This is a genomic window from Acinetobacter gerneri DSM 14967 = CIP 107464 = MTCC 9824 (genome assembly GCF_000368565.1).
In the GTDB taxonomy this organism is placed as follows: Bacteria; Pseudomonadota; Gammaproteobacteria; order Pseudomonadales; family Moraxellaceae; genus Acinetobacter; species Acinetobacter gerneri.
Window position 1 is genome coordinate 127,796 of sequence record NZ_KB849533.1, and the last position, 26,365, is coordinate 154,160.

The window sequence follows — 26,365 nt, forward strand, 5'->3', positions numbered from 1 at the left end:
CCGCATAAATGCGGGACTTGGAGTATAACTGTGGCGAAAATATATTTTAGGCTGCAATTAGATTGCGTAAAACATAATGTAAAATTCCGCCAGCCTTAAAGTATTCCACTTCGTTCAATGTATCAATACGACAGAGCACTTTAAATTGATCTGTGCTTCCGTTTGCTCGTTTTACTGTCACTTCAAGGCTTGCATGTGGCTCAATCGCATCAGAAAGACCTGAAATCGAGATTTCTTCTTGTCCAGTTAGATTGAGACTTTGACGTGTTTGTCCATCAACAAACTGCAACGGCAAGACCCCCATACCCACCAAATTTGAGCGGTGAATACGTTCGAAACTTTCTGCAATCACGGCTTTAACACCTAGCAAATTGGTTCCTTTGGCAGCCCAGTCACGTGAAGATCCTGTACCATATTCTTTACCTGCGATGATCACCAACGGTGTATTGTCTTGTTGGTATTTCATCGCTGCATCATAGATCGCCATTTTTTCACCCGTAGGCACGTACAAGGTATTACCGCCCTCTTCGCCACCGAGCATTTCATTTTTGATCCGAATATTTGCAAAAGTGCCACGCATCATCACTTCATGATTACCACGGCGTGAACCATACGAGTTAAAGTCTTTTTGCTCTACGCCCTGAGCTTGTAAATAACGCCCTGCAGGACTGTCTTTTTTGATATTACCTGCTGGAGAAATATGGTCAGTCGTCACCAAATCACCGAGCACTGCCAAAATGCGGGCACTTTGGATATTTTGAATTGGCTGAGGTGGTTGATCGATGCCTTCAAAAAATGGTGGATGACGGATATAAGTAGAATGCTCATCCCATTCATAGGTTTGGCTATCTGGAATTTGAATCGCTTTCCAACTTTCATCGCCTTCAAAAACGGCAGCATATTCTTTATGGAACATGTCCGTATTGACTTTTTGTAGGACTTCATCAATCTCAGCTTGGCTAGGCCAGATGTCTTTGAGATAGACATTATTCCCTTGCGCATCCGTTCCCAAAGCTTCTTGAGTAATATCATTGCGGATAGAACCTGCCAAACCAAAAGCGATCACCAAAGGTGGTGACGCCAGCCAATTGGTTTTAACCAAGGGATGAACACGACCTTCAAAGTTTCGGTTACCTGACAAGACCGAAGCCACATTTAGATCATAGCACTGGATCGCATCTTCGATTGGTTTAGGTAATGGGCCTGAGTTACCAATACATGTGGTACATCCATAACCCACCAAGTTATAACCCAATTTTTCAAGATAAGGCATCAAACCTGAAGCATTGAGATAGTCTGTGACCACTTTTGAACCTGGAGCCAACGAGCTTTTCACCCAAGGTTTACGCTGTAAGCCTTTTTCCACTGCTTTTTTGGCAAGTAAACCCGCTGCCAGCATCACACTTGGATTTGAAGTATTGGTACAAGACGTAATCGCAGAAATCACCACATCACCATGAACCAACGGATAACGTTTTCCATCAATCACACAATGTGGTTCTTCATTTTGTAATGCTGATTGCTTTGCATCTACAGCTGCACCAGCACCACCTTCATTGATTAAACGCTCTTGCTCTTGTTTAGCAGGCTTGAGATCAAGCTCCATTAAAGCACTGAATGTTTTTGGAATATCAGGTAATTCAACTCGGTCTTGTGGACGTTTTGGACCTGCAACACTGGCATTTACAGTTGCCATATCCAACGACAAGGTATCGGTAAATAAAGGTTCATCACCTACATTTCGCCATAAACCTTGCTCTTTACAATAAGCTTCAACCAGTGCACTACGCGCAGCATCACGACCAGTCAGATGCATATAACCTAGCGTAATGTCATCAATTGGGAAGAAACCACAGGTTGCGCCATATTCTGGTGCCATATTGGCAATCGTCGCACGATCCGCCAAAGGTAGATCAGCTAAACCATCACCATAAAATTCTACAAATTTACCGACCACGCCTTTTTGACGTAACATTTGGGTAATGGTCAAGACTAAATCGGTAGCGGTAATGCCTTCTTTCAATTTACCCGTCAATTTAAAACCAATAACTTCTGGAATCAGCATAGAAATCGGCTGACCGAGCATCGCTGCTTCAGCTTCAATCCCACCGACCCCCCAACCCAATACGCCCAAACCATTGATCATGGTGGTATGTGAGTCAGTTCCAACCAATGTGTCTGGAAATGCAAACGTTTGCCCCTCACTTTCTCCGAGCCAAACCGCTTGTGCTAGATACTCCAAATTGACCTGATGACAAATCCCAGTACCAGGAGGCACTACGCTAAAGTTATTAAATGCAGACTGACCCCAACGTAAAAACTGATAACGCTCACCATTACGTTGCATTTCGATTTCTACATTTTCATCAAATGCTTGGTTTGTACCAAAATAATCCACCATTACCGAATGGTCGATTACCAAATCTACTTTGGATAGAGGATTGATTTTTTCAGGATCTGCACCTGCTTTCGCAACAGCGGCACGCATCGCAGCCAAATCCACCACAGCAGGAACACCAGTAAAGTCTTGCATCAATACACGGGCTGGACGATATTGGATTTCGTGGTCAGATTTTTTAGTTTTTTGCCAATCAACAATGGCTTGAATGTCTTCCTTTTTGACTGTTTTATTGTCTTCAAAGCGCAGTAAATTTTCGAGTAGAACTTTGAGAGATTTTGGCAGTTTGGAGAGATCGCCAAGTTGGCTTTCTGCATTTTTTAAACTAAAAATTTGATAATGTTCTGAGGCTACATCTAGACTTTTTAATGCACCAAAACTATTGATTTTACTGTACTTTGCCATAGGTTTATCCTCCGGCTTTGGCATAATGATTATTCGAGCTATAAAGAACGTAAAAGTACATAGTACTTATACAATGTATGCCATTTTTTGATTTGGAGTGTTTGTGATTGGTTAAGATTTGATGTGAAAAAAAGTAATATTTTTAGGGTCTGCTGACATTTCAAATTGGTTGCGACGATGAGTATTTTTTAGATGATATGAGGCGTAGATTGAGAAATTTAGTCATCTAAATGATCAAGCTACAACGAAATAGCGTCAAAAAATACTCTCGTTCCACAGGATTGTGGCTAAAATTATCTCAGGCTTCGTTACGAAATTTGAAAATGGTCTCGCCATTCTCTGCATTTCGTGCCTTGCCTGCTCAATTTTAGCCGACAACGCAATTCAGTTATGAAATGTCAACAGACCCTATATCTTAAGAACGGCTATTGAGTTATTCCACAATTCATGTGCAAGTTCAACTTTTTCCATCATTAAACTGTTGGCTAAACCCTCTAATACAAATGGCAGATTCACTGGTGTATTGCGAGTGTGTTGCTGATTGGAAAGCTGGCAACATAACGGTGTCATATCTGGACAATCCGTTTCAAGAACCAAATGCTTGCTCCCCAACTGTTGAGCTACTGTGTGTAATTTTTTTGCATTTGGATTGGTAATTTGCCCAGTGATCCCGATCTTAAAACCCATTTTCACAAAGGCTTTCGCTTCTTCGACGCCACCACTAAAGGCATGTGCTATCCCGCCATTTTCAAACTTATGCTGTTTCAATATCGCCAGAACATCTGCATGAGATTTTCGTATATGCAACAAAATCGGTAAATCATACTGTTTGGCAAGTTCAATTTGCGCAGAAAAAAACTGTTTTTGTTTTTCTAAAATCGCATTGTTTTTATGTTCTTTAAAAAAAGTATCTAAACCAATTTCACCTACTGCAACACATTTTTCAGTCCGTAAAATCTGTTCAAGATCATCTAAATGTTCAACTAAATGTTGCTCGATATAAAATGGATGCAAACCGGGAGCCAAGTAGCTTTTTGGTGCTATTTGATCGCTTAAACCATTTAAAAAATGTTGGGTTTGCTTCAACTTTGAAAAGCGTGATTGTAAAAAACCAATCAAGACCAAAGCATCTACACCCACCTGCTTTGCTTGATACGCCAAAGTCTCCCGATCATGATCAAAATCGGACACATCAAAATGCGTATGCGTATCAAACAAAGACCAAGTCGCCATTAGGGTTTTGCTTGCTCTGATTTTGCTTGGCTATCTTCGGCTTTTATCTCTTGAGCTTTGATTTCAGGCAAATATTCTTTCTTCAAAATGGTTTGCAATTGCTCATAAGGAATCACCAAACGTGGTAAGCCCACTACATAAGGTCCGATTTCATATTCTGCATATTGTAAAATCAAACCTTGTCGTCCTAAGTAGAAATTATCAGAGAGTTTAAATTTCCAAGACTGTTCGTATTGATCGACATTATCAGCAAGTTTTGAATCTTTGACCCAGATTTTAAATGCTTCGTGTGCTTTATTTTCCAAAGCTGCATGTTGATTTGCTGCTAAGATGTCTTTCAGCTCTACTTGTTTTTGTTTTTTGAGATCAAAATTGAAATATTGCTGAGCGGTTGCGCCATGTGCACCACCTAAATAGCTACTGCTATTAAGTACCACAGTGACCAATGGACCATCCGAATTTAAGATTTTTGGATTGATATTTAAAGTAATTTTGTGGCTCACCCCGAGTTTTTTCAATTCGGTGTCAAGATTAAGAAAATTGTCTAAATAAGGTTGAACCTGTTTTGCCAAAATTTGTGCAGGTGTTTCAGGAGCTGTCTGCCCCATAACTGTACTGCTTGGAACTTCTTGATCTGGCTGTTTACTTTTATCAGTATCTGCTGGTTTATTTTGCTTGTTATATTGTTCAGAAATACTCAGCATCGTTTTGAGTTGTTTTAAAATCGCCTGATCAAGCGCCTCATCTACATAGGACTGATTGGTTTTCAAACGCTCCACATGAAAATCAGGACAATTTTTATCATCACATTCAGGGATGTTTAGAACCAATTCCTCGTTATTGCCAAGGAGTTGCAAAGACGTATCTGGCACTTCAGAGGCACTCGTTTGTGTCTTTTCGGGATCAGATTTTTTGTCGGCATTTTTTGGCTGACAAGCAGTCATTGCAACACTTGCTGCAAGCACAGAGAGCAACAATGTTTTTTTCATTTTTAACATCATACAACCCTAAATCAAAGGTATATACAGGTGATCATTACCATTATAAAGCCAAGCTTATGCTTCAATGTGGCGAGGCACAATTGTGTTTTGTAAGTGTATTTTAGGGCTAAGCATATCCAATTTAAAACATTTTTTGAAATACATCTGCTTTAATCATTTTTTGAGTTTGTTGTTTTGTTAAATAGATATCCAGCTGCATACTATCTTTGGCAATTTGGTTCGCTCGATAATGTAGCCCGATTCCTTCAGTATCAAAAAACCATTCGGCTTGATCCCAAGTTAAACTTTTCGCTGCCAATTTTTGAGTTTCAACACCCTGTGCTTTGTGCCATGTTTGATACTCTTGTTGGATCAAATCATTAAAATATTTTTTCTGAGTTGGATTCAGCACATCCATGATGCTCAAGCCTTTTTTCAACTTTCGATCAGCCACAAAGAAATATTGTCTTTCTTTGACCGTAATTCCTTCTTGCTTTGAGTCTACAGAAATTTGTAGCAACACATATTGGTTTCGCTGTGACGCTATTTTAGTCGTCATATTTAATGCATAAGCTTTATTTTTACTAAATTGTGCCTGCCAAGCATCTGATTTTTTGACATATGCATTGACCGCCTGTTGTAAGGTCAAATCTTGCTTTGAGCCAATCTGATCTTGTACCACGATGGCAAGATGTTGAGTGATCCATTCATTTAACCACGGATCTGCGGTCTGAACAGTTTGAATCTCGATATCATGACAATTTTTCTTTTCACAAAATGGAATGGCAAATTTGGCTTTTTCTTCTTGAATATTGAGATAAGGTAAAACATCAGCCTTAGCTTCAGGCTTTTGTACTTGAGAATCTTTTTTCTGGTTCGAATCAGTTCGATCACATGCGGTCAAAGCCAAAATACTGAACAAAATACAAGCCATTTTTTTTGGATGACGCATGATGATTTCCTCATTTATTTTTAGCTGACAACGCAATTCAGTTTTTGAAATGTCACCAGACCTTCGTTATTTTGATACAAAAATGGCTTCAACTTGAAGCCATTTTTACATTTCAAAGCATTTTCATTTCAATCAATGTTCACGTGTGTTACGGAACTCGATCTCAGGCCAACGCTCTTGCATGATCTGTAAATTGACACGACTTGGTGCAAGATAAGTCAAATGACCACCGCCATCAATAGACAATTGATCATGTGCTTTTTTCTTGAATTCATTCAGCATTTTTTCATCGTCACAGTAAATCCAACGTACTGTATTGATGCTCACTGGCTCATAGATACAATCGACTTTGTATTCCTCTTTCAAACGATAAGCAACAACGTCGAACTGCAAGACACCTACAGCACCCACGATCAAATCATTGCTGATTTGTGGCATAAAGACCTGAGTTGCACCTTCTTCTGAAAGCTCTTTCAAACCTTTTTGTAGCTGTTTAGATTTTAATGGATCACGTAAACGAACACGGCGGAACATTTCAGGAGCAAAGTGCGGAATACCTGTAAAATGTAAATTTTCACCTGATGTAAATGTATCCCCGATTTGAATGGTACCGTGGTTATGTAAACCAATGATATCACCCGGCCAAGCTTCTTCTAGATGTTCACGTTCACCTGCCAAGAAGGTCAATGCATCACTGATGCGCACGTCTTTACCAATACGTACATGATTCATTTTCAAGCCTTTTTCATATTTACCTGAGCAAATACGCATAAAGGCAACACGGTCACGGTGTTTAGGATCCATATTGGCTTGAATTTTAAAGACAAAGCCTGAGAAACCTTCTTCATCAGCTTCAACAACACGTTCTTGTGTCGGATGTGCTTTTGGTTTTGGCGCCCATTTGATAAATGCATCAAGAACATGATCTACAGCAAAGTTACCCAAAGCTGTACCAAAAAGTACAGGGGTTTGTTTACCTTGTAAGAATTGTTCAGGATCAAGTGGATCATTGGCCATTTGCACGAGTTCTAATGATTCTTCAAAAGATGCAAAAGCGAGATCACCAACTTTTTCGCGAATATCTGGATAATCATAACCGTCACGGATTTCAATATCTGTAATGGTTGATCCAAAACCTGCTTTATAAACATAAAGTTTATTTTCTAAAATGTTATAGACACCAGCAAAATCACGCCCCATACCCAAAGGCCAAGTGATCGGCACACAGCGGATATTAAGGACATTTTCGATTTCATCAAGTAACTCTAGAGGCTCGCGGATTTCACGGTCCATTTTGTTGACGAATGAAATAATCGGTGTATCGCGCATACGACACACTTCCATCAGTTTGATGGTTCGTTCTTCGACACCTTTTGCACCATCAATCACCATAAGCGCTGAGTCAACTGCGGTCAAAGTACGATAAGTATCTTCCGAGAAGTCTTCATGCCCCGGTGTATCGAGCAAGTTGATGACATGACTTTTAAATGGAAACTGCATTACAGAAGTGGTAATCGAAATCCCACGTTCTTTTTCCATTTCCATCCAGTCTGAAGTTGCAGCACGGTCAGATTTACGACTTTTCACCATTCCCGCAACCTGAATCGCTTTACCCCACAACAACAGTTTTTCTGTCATGGTGGTCTTACCAGCATCGGGGTGGGAAATGATCGCAAAAGTACGTCGCTGAGCAACTTCTGCCGCTAATTCATCTTTAAACATATGCTAAATCTTAAATTTGTACACACATTTGCACACATAATAAAAAGTGTCTCAAATGAGCGAGAAGAATAAATAAAAATTGGGGTAATTGTATATGATTACTCTATGTGCATCTATAAGTTTTGGTTCTACCTTAGTGCCTGATCTCAACAATAACTTTATTCAAACTAAGAGCATCTAAAATTTTATTAATTTCTTCTGTATTTGATACATCTAAGTTTGCATCCCATTCATCCAAAAGAAGGAATTTTTCATCAGAATTACTAACAATATTTAGAATCCGTTTTATTTTTTGACCTGTAGACAAATGATCAAGATCAGTTGAATTATCCCAAATTAAATTATTTAGATTAGTTGGTACCAATATTGCATCATCGCCGATATCATATTTGAGTTTATTTAAAAAAGTGGTTTTCCCAGCCCCATTCTCACCTCTAATAGTAAACCTTCCATTATTATTTTTTAAGATATAATTAACTCTTTCCTCATTTGAGTTAAAAGAATGATTATTAATTTTTATATTCTTAATTGTTGCCTTATTTTTACAACCATTATCGAAATCCATATCAAATAACACTTTCAACTGCCCCATAATAGATGGAATTTCGATAAAAGAGCTAAGAACTGAATTTAATGAACTAAGAACAGTATATATCCTAGTTAAATTAACAACAATTGCTGCAATCACAGAAGCTTGCATTGACTCTGATATTAAAGCACTATATACCAAATAACTTGTTGGAATCATTGCTATCATTGCAAGCACTAAGTTTATGTTTTGCTTTATAAATTGAGCCTTATATGCAGAATCATAATATAAATTTCCTAATTTTTCAGAATTTTCAAGCCACTTGTTTTTATTTATTTTATTATCAATAGCATAATTCTCAGGAAATTTATTTAAATAACTCCCGTAATCCATCATATTCAACTCAACATTCATGTATAGTTTTTCTATCATTTTCCTCGTTAATACAATTAAAATAAAACTTAAAATAAAACTCAAAACATAACCTATAAAAATTTCGCTAGGCAGTATTATATAAAATATAAAAATACTTAAAAGACTATTTAACAACAAGGATAAAAAATCATGAAAAAAATACAGCGTCGAATTTATAATTTGAAACGAGTTCCTTGATATCAATGAACCCAGTTTTTCTTTTACGTCGCTTTGATTTAAATTCATTACCGTTAGATTATTTTTTCCATAAACATAACATAAATACTTTCTATGAGTATAATTAATCCATTTCTGTAAAAATATGAAAGATATTAAACCTGGTATGTATGGAAAAATCATACAAAAAAGATATAAAATCAAATTATTCTTGAAATCTTGACCATTTTGAAAGCTTTGTATAATTCTTGTTAAAAAAACAACAGATAAAGCGATTAAGGTTTGATGAATCAATATTAAAATTAACGATAAAAATGAGTATTTACTTTTAAAAAGAAATATTTTTTTTGACATAACAGCTTTACCTGTCTATATATTATTAAATTTTCTGTACATGATATTCCGCATTATCAAGAATATCAAAAGATCTAGATTTTAAGGCCATCGGATTTTTTTTAGCACTATGTCTAACAGATTCTATAGATTCTTTAATTTGATTTAATAATAACTCTGTAGGAGGATGAATTTTTGGATCATTTGGATGTCCTATGAAATGTTCTCTAAAAAGCATGACCTCTAGAGAAACCACAATACTATGTAATACCTTGTCTAAAGGTCTATTTGTTAATAAAACAGCAGAAGTAGCCCATGTAGATTCATTAAAAATAGTATTGTAATCATAATGTCTATAACGATGTTCATCAATAAATAAGCAATTATGTGCAAACTCATGTACCAGTAACTCTAATACATCATTTGTTGATCTGGTTAAATTTATATTAGCCCAGATAGTACCAATCGCTGTAGAAGATGAACCACCAGCTGACACATGAGAAGGGAAAATAAAGATATTCGTGATAATAAGCTTAAATAAATTATAATAATCAATCATTTCATTTTTCATTATCTTTAACGTTTTTTCAATTATATTTTTTTGCTCAATTATATTTTCAGAAACCTGTTTAACAATTGCTTCTTTTTGATTTCGATCATCTAAGGCAGCAGAATCCCCATTAAAAATATCTAACAATCTTGAAGACTTATCATAATTCGTAATAATTAAGCCATAATCATTTTCTTCTATCTTTCTTTTTTGAACATCCTCTAAGTAAGCATGATAAATCTGCTTTAATGAATTTTCATCTCTAATTTGATCTAATTTTTGAGGGTATTGTCGACCAACTATATGTATTAAATTATCGATTTGTTTTTCAAAACTTGTTTGTAATAACATTATTCAACTCCTTTATTAAAAAACATCTACTAACTATTGATTTTACTCACTAGCTAGTAAATATTTTTTAGTTAACAAGAAAACTAAATGACTTTTTTAGATTTCATGTCGTTGTATGCAATCATTCGTAAAGGTAAGGTATAACCAGGACAAACTGGCTTTTGCGTAAAAAGAGGTTGGTTTGATATTGTAGGTTCTTCTACCATATTTTTTATATCATTTTCCGATAGGTTATTAATAGTAGAGCTTACAACTTGATTAATATTTTTGTGTTTAATATACATAAATAATTCCTTTATTAACTTTTTATAAAAAGTGAGAAAATTAAATTTACTCACAAAAACAAATTAACAAGAAAATGTTACACCAATATTTAAAAAATAAAATTTAAATCATAAAAACCAAAAAAAATATAAACTCAATATTTATAAAACATTATCTTTTTATTTATAAAAATAAAAAATAATTTATTTTATAATAAAATAATTAATTCAAAAAACACAAACCACAATTACATCTTATTAAAAAAATATTCAACTCAATTTTTAAATCCAATATTTTACAACACTATTAAAAATGGTCTCGATTTTAGCAGATCAGTCAATAATGTGAATGTGAAATACATAAGCTGTGTTGAGATTTCATCAGCGAATCGCGTTGCCGATTAAAATTAAGCAGATGAGATCTGGCTAATTTATTCTCATCGAAATAGAAAAAAACCTGACAGCGTTATTTTTAAAAATATTCTGTCAGATTTCGTTCCAATCAAAACCTAATATTCAAGTCTATTTGAATTTTAAAGTTTTATTGCCAACCGTAACGGCGGATATAGATTGTTTTGACGATCTGCGTCACACACATATAAGCAATTAAAATAAATGGCAAATAGATGAAATAACTCAGCGGCAAAGCTTGTAATTTGAAATACGATGCCAAAGGTCCCATCGGTAAGAAAATTCCCACACACATGATCACCACAGTCATGATCAATAATGGCGTTGCTGCACGACTTTGAATAAAAGGAATTTTTGCTGTCCGAATCATGTGAACAATCAAAGTTTGTGTGAGCAATCCAACAACAAACCAACCTGATTGGAACAGTGTTTGTTGAGCAGGTGTATTTGCCGAAAAGACATACCACATCAATGCAAAAGTAATAATGTCAAAGATCGAACTAATCGGACCAAAAACAATCATAAAACGACCAACTTCTTCAGGCTGCCAACGCTGTGGTTTGGCAATCAATTCGTCATCAACATGGTCAAAAGGGATGGCAATTTGTGAAATATCATAAAGTAAGTTTTGGATCAGCAAGTGGATCGGAAGCATCGGTAAAAATGGAATAAACGCACTTGCCACAAGCACTGAAAAAACATTACCAAAGTTTGAACTGGCTGTCATTTTAATATATTTCAACATATTGGCAAATGTACGACGTCCTTCAGTTACACCTTGCTCAAGCACCATTAAACTTTTTTCAAGCAAAATCAAATCTGCTGATTCTTTCGCGATATCCACCGCGGTATCTACTGAAATACCGATATCAGCAGCACGAATCGCCGCAGCATCATTGATACCGTCCCCTAAAAAACCAACCACATGCCCATTGGCTTTGAGTTGTTCGACGATTCGCTCTTTGTGCACAGGACTCAATTTGGCAAAAATGGTATAACGCTCCACTGCTTTTTTAAGCTGTTGATCAGTCATCGTTTCGATCACACCACCCAACAACACTCGATCACAGTCTATTCCGATTTCACGGCATACTTTTTGTGTGACAAATTCATTGTCACCTGTCAGCACTTTTACAGCTACACCATGTTCATGCAAGGTTTTTATAGCAGCCATTGCTGACTCTTTTGGAGGATCCAAAAAGGTGACATAGCCGATCAAAATCAGATCACTTTCATCCGCAACAGCAAAGTTTTCCTGCTCGTCACTAAACTCCCGATAAGCAACTGCGACTACTCGTAGACCATCTCGATTATAACGTTGGGTTAATGCTTCGATCGCTGCTCGTCTTTGTGCGGTCAATGCTTCAATTTTCCCATCTATCTCGACATAAGCACAGACTTTAACCATCTCCTCGACAGCGCCTTTGGTGATCATTCTGACTTTCGCTTGTGGAGTTTTCACCACCACTGACATACGACGACGCTCAAAATCGAAAGGCACTTCATCTATCTTTCTAAAGGCTAATTTTTGCGTTTTTACCTCTTGGTCTATGGCTTCAAGCACTGCAACATCAAGAAGGTTTTTCAATCCTGTTTGATAGTAACTATTTAAAAAAGCTTGCATTAATACATAGTCTGAGCTTTCACCTTGTACATTGACATGCTGTGATAAAAAGATTTTATCTTGGGTTAATGTCCCTGTCTTATCCGTACAAAGAACATCCATCGCACCAAAGTTTTGAATTGCATCAAGTCTTTTAACAATCACTTTCTTTTTAGAGAGAAATACAGCGCCCTTTGCCAAGGTTGAAGTCACGATCATCGGTAACATTTCAGGGGTCAAACCGACTGCCACAGAAAGTGCAAACAAAAATGCTTCTGACCAATCACCTTTGGTAAATCCATTGATAAATAACACAATCGGAGCCATCACCAACATGAAACGAATCAACAGCCAACTGACTTTATTTACCCCCATTTGAAAAGAGGTTGTGACCCGATCAGTCGCAGTGACTCGATGCGCCAAAGCACCAAAATACGTTTGAATACCCGTACTGATCACCATGGCATGTGCCGTACCTGACACAATATTGGTTCCCATGAACACAATATTTTCCAGATCAAGCGCATTGTTTTCTTTTAAGTTTTTTTGCTGCGCAAATTTTTCTACAGGCATAGACTCACCTGTCATGGCAGCTTGAGAAACAAACAAATCTTTCGCTGTTAAAATTCGACAATCTGCAGGAATCATATCCCCTGCTGAAAGTAAAATAATATCGCCAGGAACCAGATATTGAATTGGAATTTCAAACTCAGTATTTTTTTGATTTTTAATGTTTATTTGATAGCGTTGCTGCATCAAAGCCAAATCATCAAAACTCACCTGATGCCTTAAAACCGTAGCCGTATTACTGACCATCGCTTTTAATGCATCTGCTGCTTGATTGGATTTTGACTCTTGCCAATAACGCAATAATGTTGAGAGAACCACCATCACGCTGATGATAGAAGCTCCAGTTAAATCATCTGTAAAAAATGCCACTAAAGCCAGTAAAGTCAATAAGATATTAAATGGATTACGATAGCAATACCAAAGATGTTGCCACCACATTAAAGGCTTTTCATGTGCAACCTCATTTAAACCGACCTGCTTTTGCCGTGTTATGGCTTGTTGTTCGGTCAAGCCCGATGCTGAACTATCCAATTGTGCAAATAATGCGGTCGAATCAAGCTGTGCTGCTTGGATCAATCGAGTCGATAAGGTGTTATTGATTTCCTGTGCATAGCTCGATTGATGCAATTCTTTAAAAGACTGGCTGCGTCCAAAGAAACGCGTAAGATGGAATCTTTTTAGAAAAGAAGTAAAAAGTCGTTGCCAAAGTTTCATATTGAAGTCCCCTTTTTTTGGGCATACAAAGTCCTTAGCTTTATTTTTTAAAAATAAAACTGATGAAAAATAAATAATTAATAATTAATTAGATGACGAGATGAGTTCTCGAGAGATTAAGGTGTGAAGCTTAAACCCAACCCAAACCATCGCTGTCGGAAGGCGTGCAATCGCTCACCAACGGCAACTTCAAGTGTTAAGGTGTTTGGGATCAAGCTGTAATGAGCAGCAGTTTGAATGAAAGGCGCTTGGTGATCTTGATTAAAAGTTTCAGCTGTGACATCAAAACGCTCATTGAACGAATAATGTGTTGAAACTCCCCAAAGAACGAGGTCAGACTGTGACTCTGAATGCTGATAGCCCAGATTCATATTCATTCCCAAACGATTTTCGATCAGATTAAAACTGGCAGGCAGATTTAAAAACCATTCTTGTTGAGAAGGCTGACCCGCAGGTTTTTCTTGTGTAAATCGAAGACTCGATGCAAGTCCCCAATGCTCATCCATTGACTTGAGCATCGTTTTTGCCTGAACAGAATATCCATCTGTTTTTTCAGGTGCTTGAACCGCATGATAAGCAAGTGCAACTTCAACATTTTGCCCGAGATTACATGCAGGTGAGACTTGATAAGCATCTGCTCCAGACTTCATAAATGTATATGACGTCTCCAATTGACACCGATGCGCTGCCACGATTGAGGCATCATCGGTATTCAATAATGGATCTGCTATGCTCTTTTCTGCAAACAAGAAAATCCCACAGAGTAACAATACAATCAGTTGAAAAAAACATTGAATGGAAGCGTGTAAAAACATTGGCTTCTCCCCATTTTACGTAGGTGAGAAACTAAATGGGCTGTAGTCACTACAACAAATTTTTGCTTAGATGTAAAAATTTTATATATAGGGGGGATTAAAATATTATTTTTGTCAAAACTATCTCATTGCAAGATAGCTGTCCTAAAATGCTAACTTGCTCAGTATACGTTTTGGCTTAAAAGATATTTAAACCCGAACCTCGAACAACTTCCCATTTAGGAACTCCATTGAATAAACTCAAGCGCATTATAGGTTAAGAAAATAGATTAACAAGTCTTTTTTTGATGAATTTTTTATTGCAATATTCTTATTCATTTCGATTATAAACTAAACACTATGAGTTTAGATCATGATCAAGGATGCATCTCAACTTGACTACTATACGCCATTTCCAAGCGATCTACAGGCAATGGCATAGACAACAAATAGCCTTGAAATTGCTGGCAGCCTAGACGTTTTAAAATCTCAGCTTGCATCGGTGTTTCAACGCCTTCTGCAGTCACGATCAGACCTAGACGATTGGCTAAACGGATGATACTTTCCAAAATAATCTCTTCTTTTGAACCGACCGTTAAATCACGGATAAATGCTTTATCTATTTTCAACTCATCAACAGGTAAGTCTTTTAAATACAAGAAACTCGAATGCCCAGTTCCGAAGTCATCAATCGCTAGTCCCACACCAATTTCACGTAATTTTTCAAATACTCGGATACTAGTGCCAATATGGTGCATCGCTGTAGATTCAGTGATTTCGATCACCAAATTGCCCTCTTCTATTCCATATTTTTCAATCAAATTTTCTAGCGTTTGCATCAAAAGCTTATGTTCAAATTGCACCACAGATAAGTTGACTGAAAGCGGTGAAAAATCCAATCCTTGACTTTTCCATGTTTGTAACTGCTTACAAGCCTCCTCCAAAGCCCAATATCCCATACGAATAATCAAACCCGTTTGCTCAGCACTTTCAATAAACATTGCTGGTGCAAGCATCCCTAAAGTTGGATGATTCCATCGAATCAAAGACTCAACGCCACAAACCTTGTATTCGCGATCAAACTTAGGCTGATAAAAGAGCGTAAATTGATTTTCATCAACAGCCCGATATAAATCATTCATCAGTTTTAATTGATTTTTAGAGGTGATTTGCTGATCTGTCGAAGAGTTGAAAACAGAATAAGTATTACGTCCCTGCTCTTTGGAAGTTTTCATTGCTAAATCAGCATTAATCAACAAATCTTGTAGATTTTTACCATGATTTGGATAATAAACAACACCCATACTGACTGTAATATTGATTGATTTTTCTGTTATTTCAAATCCCTGATTGGCAATATCAAGAATTTTTTGCGCCATTTGTTCTAATTCATATTTATTACTATTTTCAACAATTAATAAAAATTCATCTCCACCGAGTCGAATTAATTTTTGTCTATCATTTAAAATACGATAAATACGACTTGAAAAATTGATCAAAAGCGAATCACCAACATGATGTCCAAATGCATCATTAATCGCTTTTAAACCATCAATATCAATATAAATCAAACCAACTTGACGTTCTCTTAATATCGATTCTGAAAATAAAAAATCAGTATAATCATTTAAAAATAATCTATTGGGTAATTTAGTCAGATTATCTTGCATAGCTAAACTTTTTAATTCTTTATTTGCTTTTAATAATTGTTTATTGCGCTCTTCCAAACGTATTTCTAAAATAGCAACGAAAAAAACACCAAGTAGAATAATTGTTGTAATAAAAATAATCGTAAAAATCAACAAACTTTCTGTCGTTTGATGCACATTTAAATGTTCAAAAGATTCATCATTTGGGAAAAAACTTGTGGCAGCCATACCAGAGTAATGCATACCGACAATACTCAGTGCCAGCATCACTGCTACAGCAAGTTTATAGAAAAACTGGTATTTAAAATTTTCCCGATATTTAAAGGCCAGCCAAAAAGCCAAACCAGATCCACAAATGGCGATCATTACTGAAAATACGACAATCAATGGATCATAACGGATATGATAATTAGGAATATCTAGACCTGCCATACCCACATAATGCATGCCTGAAATGCCTATTCCCATCAAGATTGAACCTAAAATCAGACGAGAAAATGGTAAAGTGGATCGTGTAGTCAACCATACAGCAAAGATCGAAGCGACCGCTGCAATGATATAGGAATACAGCGTTAAGCCTTTATTAAAAGAAAAATTTTCAGGTAAGTCACAAGCAAACATCCCAACAAAGTGCATGCTCCAAACCGCCAAACCAAAACTCATGCCCGCAAAACACAGTACAATTTTTTCGGATTTAATATCGATTTGTTTCATGATGAGTTGTTGCAGTGAAAATGCACAATAGCAAATTACGACTGCAAGTAAAGCAGACCCTATGACAAGACTCCAGTCATAACTCATATGGATCATAAAATAATACTTCCAATGATTTGTTTATTCATTGTTGAGGATGGCTTACATAATAAACGTATATTTGAGATAAAGTTGGACTATTTTCAAAAAAAAGTAAAATAATAAACTTAAAAATAAAATAACATTCTCATTTTATAGGTCAAGTTTTTTGTTTTAATAAATAAATAAAAAAGCATATCGAAATATGCTTTTTTAAAATATCTTAATATATTATTTAGATTAACTATTTATTAGCATTTTGCAATTTTGCATAATCCATTAAAATATTTGCAGCTTCAGTGACAAATGCCTCATCTTCTGGCAAGGCAGGACGTTGATTGGCTTTCATTTTGGCACGTGCTTCTGCCAAACCATCCAATGCAGCTTGGTAACTCTCCCAATTCGCATATGGTTTTTGACCTGTTGCCTTACGTCGCTCATTTTCAGAATCTAAAGTGCTTTGTTCCAATGCATGCAATTCTGCTTTGCGTTTGTCGATATCCAGTACCAATTTTTTCTGGTCTTTGGTTTTTTGAGCAATCGCTTTACGTTCTTCCAAATATTTAAATTGCGGATCTAGTTTGACTCGTTGTGCCGAGTATTGATCAAGATCAGCAATATAAGGTTGTACGATACCTTCTCGCTTGAATGGTGCAGTTGGGATGGTATCCCATTTCAAAGCATTTTTGGCTTTACGTTCACCAAACTCTTCATCATAAATGTCGACCAGTTTGACATCAGGAATAACCCCTTTATTTTGGGTACTTCCACCTGTCACACGATAGAATTTACGCTGTGTCAATGTCGCTTGACCATAAGCAAGACTGTCGAGTTGAACTTGCGCTGTTCCCTTACCTGTCGTAGTGCTACCAATCACGATACCACGACCATAATCTTGGATTGCCGCTGAGTAAATCTCGCTTGCTGAAGCAGATGCGAGGTTAATCAGTACAGCCATAGGGCCCGCATAAAGTTGCTCGCCACCATCGCTATCTTGGAACACACTAACATTTCCGTTGCCGTCACGGATTTGCACCACAGGCCCTGATTTGATCACTTGACCAATCATTTTCGATACTTCTTCTAAAGAACCACCTGGGTTATTACGCAAATCTACAATGATCCCTTCAACTTTTTTAGCTGAAAGCTCTTTGAGTGCCTTAGCAGTATCCTCTGCTACCGAACGATACTCATTGCCAGCACGGCGTGCGCGATAGTTTAGATAGAATGATGGAATTTCCAAAACGCCATAAAGATGTTTTTTGCCATCACGTGAAACTTCAACGGTACGTGTGCGTACGCCCGCATCTTCTTCTTGAATCACATCACGAGTCAAAACAACATTGCGTGCTTGGCTCATTGATGCACCCGGTCCCAAAAGCTTGATCGTCACTTTGGTTCCACGTTTACCACGGATCAAACCAACAATTTCAGAACTTTGCCAACCGATCACATCGACCATCTTGTCGCCATCTTGGGCAACCCCTACGATACGATCACCTGATTTAACCTGACCTGACTTGCTTGCAGGACCACCTTCAACAATGGTTTCAATCTTGGTGTAATCTTCATTGCCACGTTCTGGACGAATCGACACCCCGATCCCTTCAAGCTGAAGCGTGGTTTGACGGTTTAATTCCATCGCATCCAAAGGTGGGAAATAGTTACTGTGCGGATCATAAGTCAATGTCATCGAGTTTAAGATTTTCTCTAAGACATCATCACTTTTACTACGCCCAATACGTTCCAATTGACGTGCATAACGCTTGGTCAAGGTTTGAACAGGTGTTAAATCTTCAGGGCTTGCCAGATTTTGACCATCTGCAAGTGTTGGGTCTGCTTTCAAAGCTTTTTGCTTGGCTTGATCTTCTTCTTTTGAAATATTGAGATTGATCAATTGAGAAACCAGCATTTTATGCCAATAATCTTCTTGTTCTGCTTTATTTGCAAAGAATGGTGCTTTTTCACGATCTGTATCAATAAAAGCATTTGGCTGATTTAAGTTTTGTGGCTTTTTCAACTCATCAAGCATGTATTGATAAAATTCGCCCAAACGTTGACGATATTTGGCATGGATCGCATAAGGTCCACTTAGATCACCAGCTTTAAGCGCAGCACCTAAAGTTGCACCATACTGTTTTTTGTATTGATTAATTTCTGAAGCTAAAAATAAACTATGCTCAGGATCTAAACTATCAAAATACATATCTAAAATACGTGCAGAAGTATCTGCATCCAAACGCATATTGAGATAATGTGTTCGGTCAATCAATGTCGACAGTTGACGTGTAACCAGTGCCTGCTCTTGAGTCGGTTGAATCGTTTGAGAAACAGGAGCTGAAGTCGTTGCAGCAATTGCCTGATTAATGGTATGCGTAAAAAATAAACCACCAGTCGCAATAGCAACGGCGCAAGCGATTGTTTGGAGTTTCATATATTCTCAATGCTTCCTATTTGTTCCAGTGACTACGCTGTTTTTCAATCTGAATTCAACAGGTTCAAAATTTTAAACAACTTTTTGTGTTTATGTCGTGTAGTTTTATCATAATCTGTACTGACTAAATGTAGCAAATCATTGCTAAATTCGAGTATTGTTTCATTTTTAAAATTACAACGATGGTATTTTTATGATTGGCGCACTGATGCTTGACATCGCAGGCACAAAACTTACTCAAGACGATATTCAATTATTACAAGCTCCGCAAGTCGGTGGCATGATTTTATTTGCTCGAAATATCGAATCTCCTCACCAAGTCCGTGCGCTCACCGATCATATGCGTCAAATTCGACCTGATATTTTAATTGCTGTCGATCAAGAAGGCGGTCGTGTTCAGCGTTTAAAAAATGGCTTTACCTTATTGCCTGCTATGGGACACTTTGGTGAACTTTACTTAACTGAACCTGAAAAAGCGTTAGAGCTGGCTGAAAAATGTGGCTGGCTCATGGCAACTGAAGTTTTAGCTGTTGGTATTGATTTTAGTTTTGCGCCCGTTCTAGATATCAATGATATTAGTGATGTGATCGGTGATCGAAGTTTTGCCAAAAATGTTAAAGACATCGTGCCATTGGCAAATGCTTTTATGAAAGGCATGAAACGTGCAGGCATGGCGACAACAGGAAAACATTTTCCAGGTCATGGCTCTGTAAAAGCTGACTCACATGTTGCAGCAGCCGTTGATCCACGTTCTTATGATGAAATTTATCAAAATGACATGCAAAGTTTCATCCAACTCCAAGACAGTCTCGATGCCTTGATGCCTGCCCATGTGATCTATGAAAATGTCGATCCAAATCCAGCAGGTTTTTCCGAATTTTGGCTACAAAAAGTTTTACGTCAAGAACTCAAATTTGATGGCGTACTATTTTCAGATGATTTGACCATGCAAGCGGCTTGTGTTGCAGGTGGTGCCGATGCACGAATCAAAGCTGCATTGGATGCAGGTTGTGATATGGGCTTGGTGTGCAATCAACGTGAGGCAGCGTGTATCGCTCTAGAAGGTATCACCGAATATCCATTGCCAAATCAGCAACGTTTAGAACGTATGCGCGGTAAAATCCCTCAGATTCAGATCAATGAGCAATTAGATTTGGGTGAAGAATGGCAAGCTGTCAAAAAGGTCATTGAAGATTTTAAAAAATCGCTCTAATAATAAGCGGAAACATGAAAATCATCAGTTTAAATCTCAATGAATGTTTCTGCGATGAATTGGATGATTTGATGGACGTAAACGAGTTTTGCGAATGACAATTGTTTTGCCTACTTTTCTTTGGGGAAAAGTAGGTCGAGCCGAAGGTTAATTCCTAAATTTAAACCTTGAAAGGTATGACTTCGTAAAAAAGCTTAAAAAATGTATTTTCACAACAACATTTTTTAAGTATGTAATATCAATAGTTCAATCAAAATAGCTTGCAATAAAAACAATTAGGTCAAGGATTATGACAGATCAACTTTCTAAACATCGACATATCTCATTTACAGCACACTATACTGGCTATATCTGGTATCAGATGGGCATTTCGCACTCGGCTTTTGCAACTAAAAAAGGCAAAACACTGGCTGCGATTGCACATCCTATTGAAAGTTGGGCTGAAAAATATGTAGGTGGCAGTATGCGAACTACATTAAAAGCCAGACATACCATGCTTGATGATCGCTTGATCGAATTGATTCAACAATATCCTGATTTACAAGTCCTTGAAATCGCTGCAGGACTCTCCCCTCGTGGTTGGTGGTTTAGAAAAAATTACCCGGATCTGGTTTATCGAGAACTGGATTTGCCAGATATGGCAGCCACAAAGCAAGCAGCACTTGCTGAAATTGATCAACATCAACCACAGCTGATATCGGTTGATTTATTTAGTGATGATTTTCAACGCGCTTTTGATTTATTTGATCCAAAACGTCCACTCGTCGTGATCAGTGAAGGTTTGATTAATTATTTTGACAAAGCTTTACTACAACAATTGATTAGCTCGATTGCGCATTATGGTGCTGCATTTCCTGCGATGCATTATTTGACAGATCTTTATCCAGAGCCTGTTAAAAATAAATTGGCAAAAATTATTTGGAGTAGCAGCAAACTGCTCAAACTGATGTCAAGAAGCGCATTTAGCTTTCATTTTACTGCTCCAGCGCAAGCGGAACAGTTCTTTAAACAGGCTGGCTTTCCAGAAGTTGAGGTGATCCAACCCGCTATTTATTTTGCGACTGAAAATACAGATTTAAATCCTCATGAACATTTAGGTGATTTGGTTTGGATGATTGATGCAAAATTAAAATAATGTTGATTATCAGAGTATTTAACTGGAAATAACTTGCTAAATACTCAAGCTTTAATCTAAATTTTACGAATAAATCCACCAATAAAAAAACCTCTGACTGAGCAGAGGTTTTAAACATTTTAAATTAGCATTTTAAAATCTAAAGATAAAAATTTTAGACCAGATCTAGCGCTAAATTCAGTTGTTGACTCTTTTGATATTCCACAAATTTTAGCAAGCGTTCAGCCACATCAAAACTTCCATGCTTAAAAATCAAACGCACTTCATGCTCAGTCACATCAAAAATCAAACATTCAACTTGAAACACACCTTCTTCATCTTGGAAATGCAACGCCAAATCACGAGGATTGTCACGAACAAAGTCGATTTGTTTCAAATTTTCAACTTCAACCAAAGCACCAAAAAAATTCATATCCATGATTTCAACAGCGACTTCAGTCGCTTGATGTCGATGGCTAAATTTGGTTTTAGGCTCGGTCAAATGAATCCGCTCTTCACCACGACGCTCGATTTTTTGCATTTGCTCACGACTCATCGGAATAATGCCATCGAGATTTGCAAGAGATTGACCTTTTAAATACGTGGTAAACAAATTCATGGTTTCTTTACGACGTTGTAATTGTGGAACATGATCAGCATTGGCAATCATGGCAAATTGCATATTTGGGCATTGCAGAGCAAATGCTGCATTTTCATGTGGCAAAGTAAAACTATCAAACTGACCACAGGCCACCAAAGTATCGCCTTGTGGAGGTGGAACATCATTAAGATTGAGTAAACGATTACAGTTAATCGCATAGCGATCCTGCTCTGTGGCACTAAACTCAGCCATTTGCCTAAAGAACAATTTTTTAGCCGTTGGTGACATGCGCGTGACATCGAGTTTGGCGTGATTGACCAAATACAAAATGACCGCTTGTCCAAACTCGTCCATACGTTGTTCTTGCATCAACTTCAATGATTCTTCGAGCAACATGCGCCAGCTTTTTCGGGTCTTTTGCATTACCCCCATCAACACCATCCGCTCAACCAGTTCTGGACGGTATTTGGAAAAAAATGAAGCAACCACTGAACCCAAAGACATTCCCATGACTGAAACTTTGGAAATTCCAACGATATCTAACCACACACCTAACATCTGTGATAAATCAGGCAATGATAAAATACCTGCAGACTCACCTGTATCAGCATTGGTGATTTGTTGGTTTGACCCCATTGAAGGCAGATCAATTAAAATCACAGGTCCACTTTCAAATAGTTGTTCAACACAATATTTATAGGAATTGAAATTTTGAAATGCGCCGCCCACGATCACAATCGGTGTATTGTGTATGGTTTTCGGGTCGGCTATCGCCATGTATTCTATTTTCCAACCATCTATCCATGTGGTTCGCGCAGGTTGTTTAAAACTGTTTTTTTGATAGATGTCGAAAAACCCAAAACTCGAAAAATTTTGATCATTATCAACATCCATTTGGATAATGGAATTCATTTCCTTCCTCCATCCTTGCTTTATTCTTTTAGTTAGCAAGATAAATTTACCCGCTTTTGTTTAAAACTGTGATGCATTTTTATTTTATGTATCACTTAAGTGTCCTTATCGTTGCATTTTAAACGCATGTTTGAAATATACGCAATCGCTAAATTGACCGCTCATCGTGTTTCAATAGCCAAAAAAGATTGCAAAATATTTAAGTGAATCTAAATAAAGGATTTTTCTCAATCAATAAGAAGGTATCGACATCAAGATACATGCCCGACATTGAATGTTTCCAATAAAGCTTTATTGCTTGTAGTTTGACTGCTAATATGGATTTGAAACCATTCTGAGTGATCATAAAAAGCTATGCAATCTATTGAACAGTATATGCAAACGGTAGGAAACCAAGCACGTCAGGCCTCTTCGGTTCTTGCAGGCACACCTACACTTGTAAAAAATAACGCATTATCTGCAATTTATACTGCACTGGAAAACAGTACTGCTCAAATTCTCGCTGCCAATCAACAAGATATGGCTAAAGCGCATGAAAATAATTTGGACAGTGCCCTACTTGATCGCTTAGAACTCAACCCCACACGCATTAAAGCCATGTTACACGGCTTAAAAGATGTCATTGCTTTGACTGACCCAATCGGTGAAATCACAGATTTGGCTTATCGCCCGACTGGGATTCAAATCGGTAAAATGCGCGTGCCTTTGGGTGTGGTGGGCATGATTTATGAGTCTCGTCCAAATGTAACTTTAGAAGCAGCTTCACTGGCTTTAAAATCAGGCAATGCAATTATTTTGCGTGGTGGTTCTGAGGCGATAAACTCAAATCAAGCCATTGCAGAAGCGATTCAACATGGCTTAAAAGCATCAGGTTTACCTGAAACATGTGTACAAGTGATCAATACCACTGACCGTGCTGCTGTTGGTCAATTGATTACCATGACTGAATATGTTGATGTCATCGTGCCACGTGGCGGAAAAAGTTTGATCGAACGCATCAGCAATGAAGCAAAAATCCCTGTGATTAAACATTTAGATGGCAATTGCCATATTTTTGTCGAAGCGCAAGCAGATTTACACAAAGCCCTTCCTATCGCACTCAATGCCAAAACGCATCGTTATGGTGTGTGTAATGCCATGGAAACTTTGTTGGTCGATGAAAAAGTTGCAGAAGAGTTTTTACCTCGTATTGCAGAACTTTATGCTGAAAAGCAAGTCGAGTTACGTGGTGATGCCGCTGTAAAACGTATACTGGGCAGTTCAGTCGTCGATGTCACAGAAGAAGATTGGTATACCGAATATCTCGGTCCAATTTTGGCGATCAAAGTTGTGACGGGTATTGATGAAGCGATTTCGCATATTAATAAATATGGTTCACATCATACCGATGCCATCATTACTGAAAATTATACGCTTGCACGTAAATTTTTAACCCAAGTTGATTCAAGTTCAGTTGTTGTCAATGCGTCAACACGCTTTGCCGATGGCTTTGAATATGGCTTAGGTGCTGAAATTGGGATCTCGACTGACAAAATCCATGCACGTGGTCCAGTCGGTTTAGAAGGTCTAACTTCTCAAAAATGGATCGTGCTTGGTGATGGTCAGATTCGCCAGTAAACCACAATAAACCATTGAAAATTATAATTAAAAATAAAAAAAAGATAAAAGACAAATAAAAAAGCTCAGCTTCATTTATATGAAAGCTGAGCCCTTTTACATTACGCGACAAGTTATAACAACTCTTCCTTGAGCTGTTTGGGCTTTGTTGATAGATTAAAAAATCAACTGATAAAGTTTAATTATTCATTGTTCTATTTTCGATAGTGCTTAAGTCTAATCACCTAAAGTCTATCTTGGACAGAAAAACAACACATGGTAAAAGTATGTCTTATAGATCTGAACTGCATAAAAATTCTTGCATCCATCAGATATCAGGACGACTACTTCCAATTACAATTCGGGATATAAAACGTGTCTACATCAGTATTAGTCATAAACTGCGGGTCTTCTTCAATTAAATATGCACTCGTTTCTGAACGTCGTGAAGATCGAATTTTTGGCTTAGCAGAGAATTTGGGGTCTGCTGATGCGCGAATTAAAGGAATTACAACAGGTGGACAACCACTTGAATTGTCTATTCCTCATGCAGATCATGAGAAAGCATTAGAAACTATTTTGGGCCGTTTAGCTCATCACAAACCTAAAGCGATTGGACATCGTGTTGTGCATGGGGGCACACTGACCAAAGCTGAATTATTGACACCTGAAATCGTAGAACGTATTCGTGAAGCGACTCCACTCGCGCCATTACATAACCCTGCACACTTGGTAGGTATCGACGCGACTATGCGTTTATTCCCAGAATTACCGCAAGTTGCTGTGTTTGATACTGCATTCCATCAAACGATGCCTGCTCATGCATACCGTTATGCATTACCAAAATTTTTATATACAGAACATAACGTTCGTCGCTATGGTTTCCATGGTACAAGCCATGCTTATGTTTCTGAACGTGGTTCTGAACTTGCAGGTAGCTACAAACAAGGTGGTTGGTTAACAGCTCATCTTGGTAATGGTAGCTCAACTTGTGCGATTTGGAATGGTCAAAGCGTTGATACATCTATGGGCTTAACACCACTTGAAGGTGTGGTTATGGGTACACGTAGTGGTGATGTTGACCCAAGTATTCATAGTTTCCTTGCAAGCAATTTAGGCTGGGATATTTATAAAATTGACAAAATGCTCAATAGCCAAAGTGGTTTGCTCGGTCTATCTGACTTGTCAAATGATATGCGTACATTGATTGAAGCATCTGAGCAAGGCAATGATGATGCTACGCTTGCAATCGAAGTATTCTGCTACCGTTTAGCAAAATCTTTAGCAGCGCTTAGCTGTGGTTTACCACGTATTGACGGTTTGTTCTTTACTGGCGGTATTGGTGAAAATTCAGCATATATTCGTGAAAAAACTTTAGCTTATTTGCCACATTTTGGATTTAACTTAAGTCTCGAAGCAAACAACGAACTTAAACGTGGCACAGAAGGTCGTATCGACTCTGGCGTTGGTCCACAAATCTGGGTTGTTCCAACAGATGAAGAAGGTCGTATTGCTAAAGAAACTGAGCATGTGGTTGACCAAGAGGCTTCAGCACATACAAAAAAGTCTGAAGATGATGCGGCACTTGCTTAATGCAAGTGCAATCATCTATTGTTAAACTTTAGATTTTTACCCCTTTGATATTTCGAATTTTT

Annotated in this window: 17 protein-coding genes; 4 read left to right on the forward strand and 13 right to left on the reverse strand. The window is 37.5% G+C overall.

The window, feature by feature from the left end:
- Positions 1–46: 46 nt before the first annotated feature.
- The 12 genes from acnA to F960_RS00965 all read right to left on the reverse strand — a co-directional run bounded on the left by acnA (position 47) and on the right by F960_RS00965 (position 19,274).
- A complete protein-coding gene (acnA, locus tag F960_RS00910) occupies positions 47–2,803 on the reverse strand; it encodes an aconitate hydratase AcnA (RefSeq protein WP_004854952.1) in 2,757 nt (918 codons plus the stop codon).
- A gap of 408 nt (positions 2,804–3,211) precedes the next feature.
- Positions 3,212–4,036 carry a TatD family hydrolase gene (locus F960_RS00915; RefSeq protein WP_004854953.1) on the reverse strand — a complete coding sequence of 275 codons (825 nt, stop codon included), beginning with the start codon at positions 4,034–4,036 and terminating at the stop codon, positions 3,212–3,214.
- On the reverse strand, positions 4,036–5,034 hold the full coding sequence (locus tag F960_RS00920) for an RsiV family protein (protein WP_020846777.1): 999 nt from the start codon (positions 5,032–5,034) through the stop codon (positions 4,036–4,038). The genes F960_RS00915 and F960_RS00920 overlap by 1 nt, the downstream gene beginning before the upstream one ends.
- 124 nt (positions 5,035–5,158) lie before the next feature.
- Positions 5,159–5,968: a hypothetical protein gene (locus tag F960_RS00925; protein ID WP_004854961.1), complete on the reverse strand. Its 810-nt coding sequence runs from the start codon at positions 5,966–5,968 to the stop codon at positions 5,159–5,161.
- Between the two features lie 132 nt (positions 5,969–6,100).
- Entirely contained in the window at positions 6,101–7,690 is a 1,590-nt protein-coding gene (locus F960_RS00930; RefSeq protein ID WP_004854963.1) for a peptide chain release factor 3, read from the reverse strand.
- 133 nt (positions 7,691–7,823) lie between these two features.
- Positions 7,824–9,164 carry an ATP-binding cassette domain-containing protein gene (locus F960_RS00935; protein WP_004854965.1) on the reverse strand — a complete coding sequence of 447 codons (1,341 nt, stop codon included), beginning with the start codon at positions 9,162–9,164 and terminating at the stop codon, positions 7,824–7,826.
- A 25-nt stretch (positions 9,165–9,189) separates the two neighbouring features.
- Positions 9,190–10,044 carry an aKG-HExxH-type peptide beta-hydroxylase gene (locus tag F960_RS00940; protein WP_004854967.1) on the reverse strand — a complete coding sequence of 285 codons (855 nt, stop codon included), beginning with the start codon at positions 10,042–10,044 and terminating at the stop codon, positions 9,190–9,192.
- Positions 10,045–10,127: 83 nt separating this feature from the next.
- Positions 10,128–10,328, reverse strand: a complete 201-nt coding sequence (locus tag F960_RS00945; RefSeq protein ID WP_004854969.1) for a hypothetical protein — start codon at positions 10,326–10,328, stop codon at positions 10,128–10,130.
- Positions 10,329–10,848: 520 nt separating this feature from the next.
- A complete protein-coding gene (gene mgtA, locus F960_RS00950) occupies positions 10,849–13,605 on the reverse strand; it encodes a magnesium-translocating P-type ATPase (protein WP_004854973.1) in 2,757 nt (918 codons plus the stop codon).
- 116 nt (positions 13,606–13,721) lie between these two features.
- The gene (locus F960_RS00955) at positions 13,722–14,420 is read right to left on the reverse strand and encodes a PA4824 family protein (RefSeq protein ID WP_004854977.1); all 699 of its coding nucleotides are present in this window, start codon (positions 14,418–14,420) and stop codon (positions 13,722–13,724) included.
- Between the two features lie 356 nt (positions 14,421–14,776).
- On the reverse strand, positions 14,777–16,858 hold the full coding sequence (locus F960_RS00960) for a bifunctional diguanylate cyclase/phosphodiesterase (protein ID WP_004854980.1): 2,082 nt from the start codon (positions 16,856–16,858) through the stop codon (positions 14,777–14,779).
- A 226-nt stretch (positions 16,859–17,084) separates the two neighbouring features.
- Positions 17,085–19,274, reverse strand: coding sequence for a carboxy terminal-processing peptidase (locus tag F960_RS00965; RefSeq protein WP_004854982.1), 2,190 nt, complete (start codon positions 19,272–19,274; stop codon positions 17,085–17,087).
- Between the two features lie 193 nt (positions 19,275–19,467).
- On the opposite strand from F960_RS00965, the gene nagZ reads away from it, so the two are divergent.
- Both nagZ and F960_RS00975 read left to right on the forward strand, forming a co-directional pair.
- Entirely contained in the window at positions 19,468–20,487 is a 1,020-nt protein-coding gene (gene nagZ / locus F960_RS00970) for a beta-N-acetylhexosaminidase (protein WP_004854985.1), read from the forward strand.
- A gap of 289 nt (positions 20,488–20,776) precedes the next feature.
- On the forward strand, positions 20,777–21,622 hold the full coding sequence (locus F960_RS00975; protein ID WP_004854990.1) for a class I SAM-dependent methyltransferase: 846 nt from the start codon (positions 20,777–20,779) through the stop codon (positions 21,620–21,622).
- Positions 21,623–21,776: 154 nt separating this feature from the next.
- Here F960_RS00975 and F960_RS00980 read toward each other — a convergent pair whose 3' ends face one another.
- Complete coding sequence (locus tag F960_RS00980) at positions 21,777–23,114, reverse strand: alpha/beta fold hydrolase (protein ID WP_004854993.1); 1,338 nt, start codon at positions 23,112–23,114, stop codon at positions 21,777–21,779.
- A 354-nt stretch (positions 23,115–23,468) separates the two neighbouring features.
- Here F960_RS00980 and F960_RS00985 point away from each other — a divergent pair, with 354 nt between their 5' ends.
- Positions 23,469–24,731, forward strand: a complete 1,263-nt coding sequence (locus F960_RS00985) for a glutamate-5-semialdehyde dehydrogenase (RefSeq protein ID WP_004854996.1) — start codon at positions 23,469–23,471, stop codon at positions 24,729–24,731.
- A 354-nt stretch (positions 24,732–25,085) separates the two neighbouring features.
- Positions 25,086–26,303, forward strand: a complete 1,218-nt coding sequence (locus F960_RS00990) for an acetate/propionate family kinase (protein ID WP_004854999.1) — start codon at positions 25,086–25,088, stop codon at positions 26,301–26,303.
- The last annotated feature ends 62 nt before the right edge of the window (positions 26,304–26,365 follow it).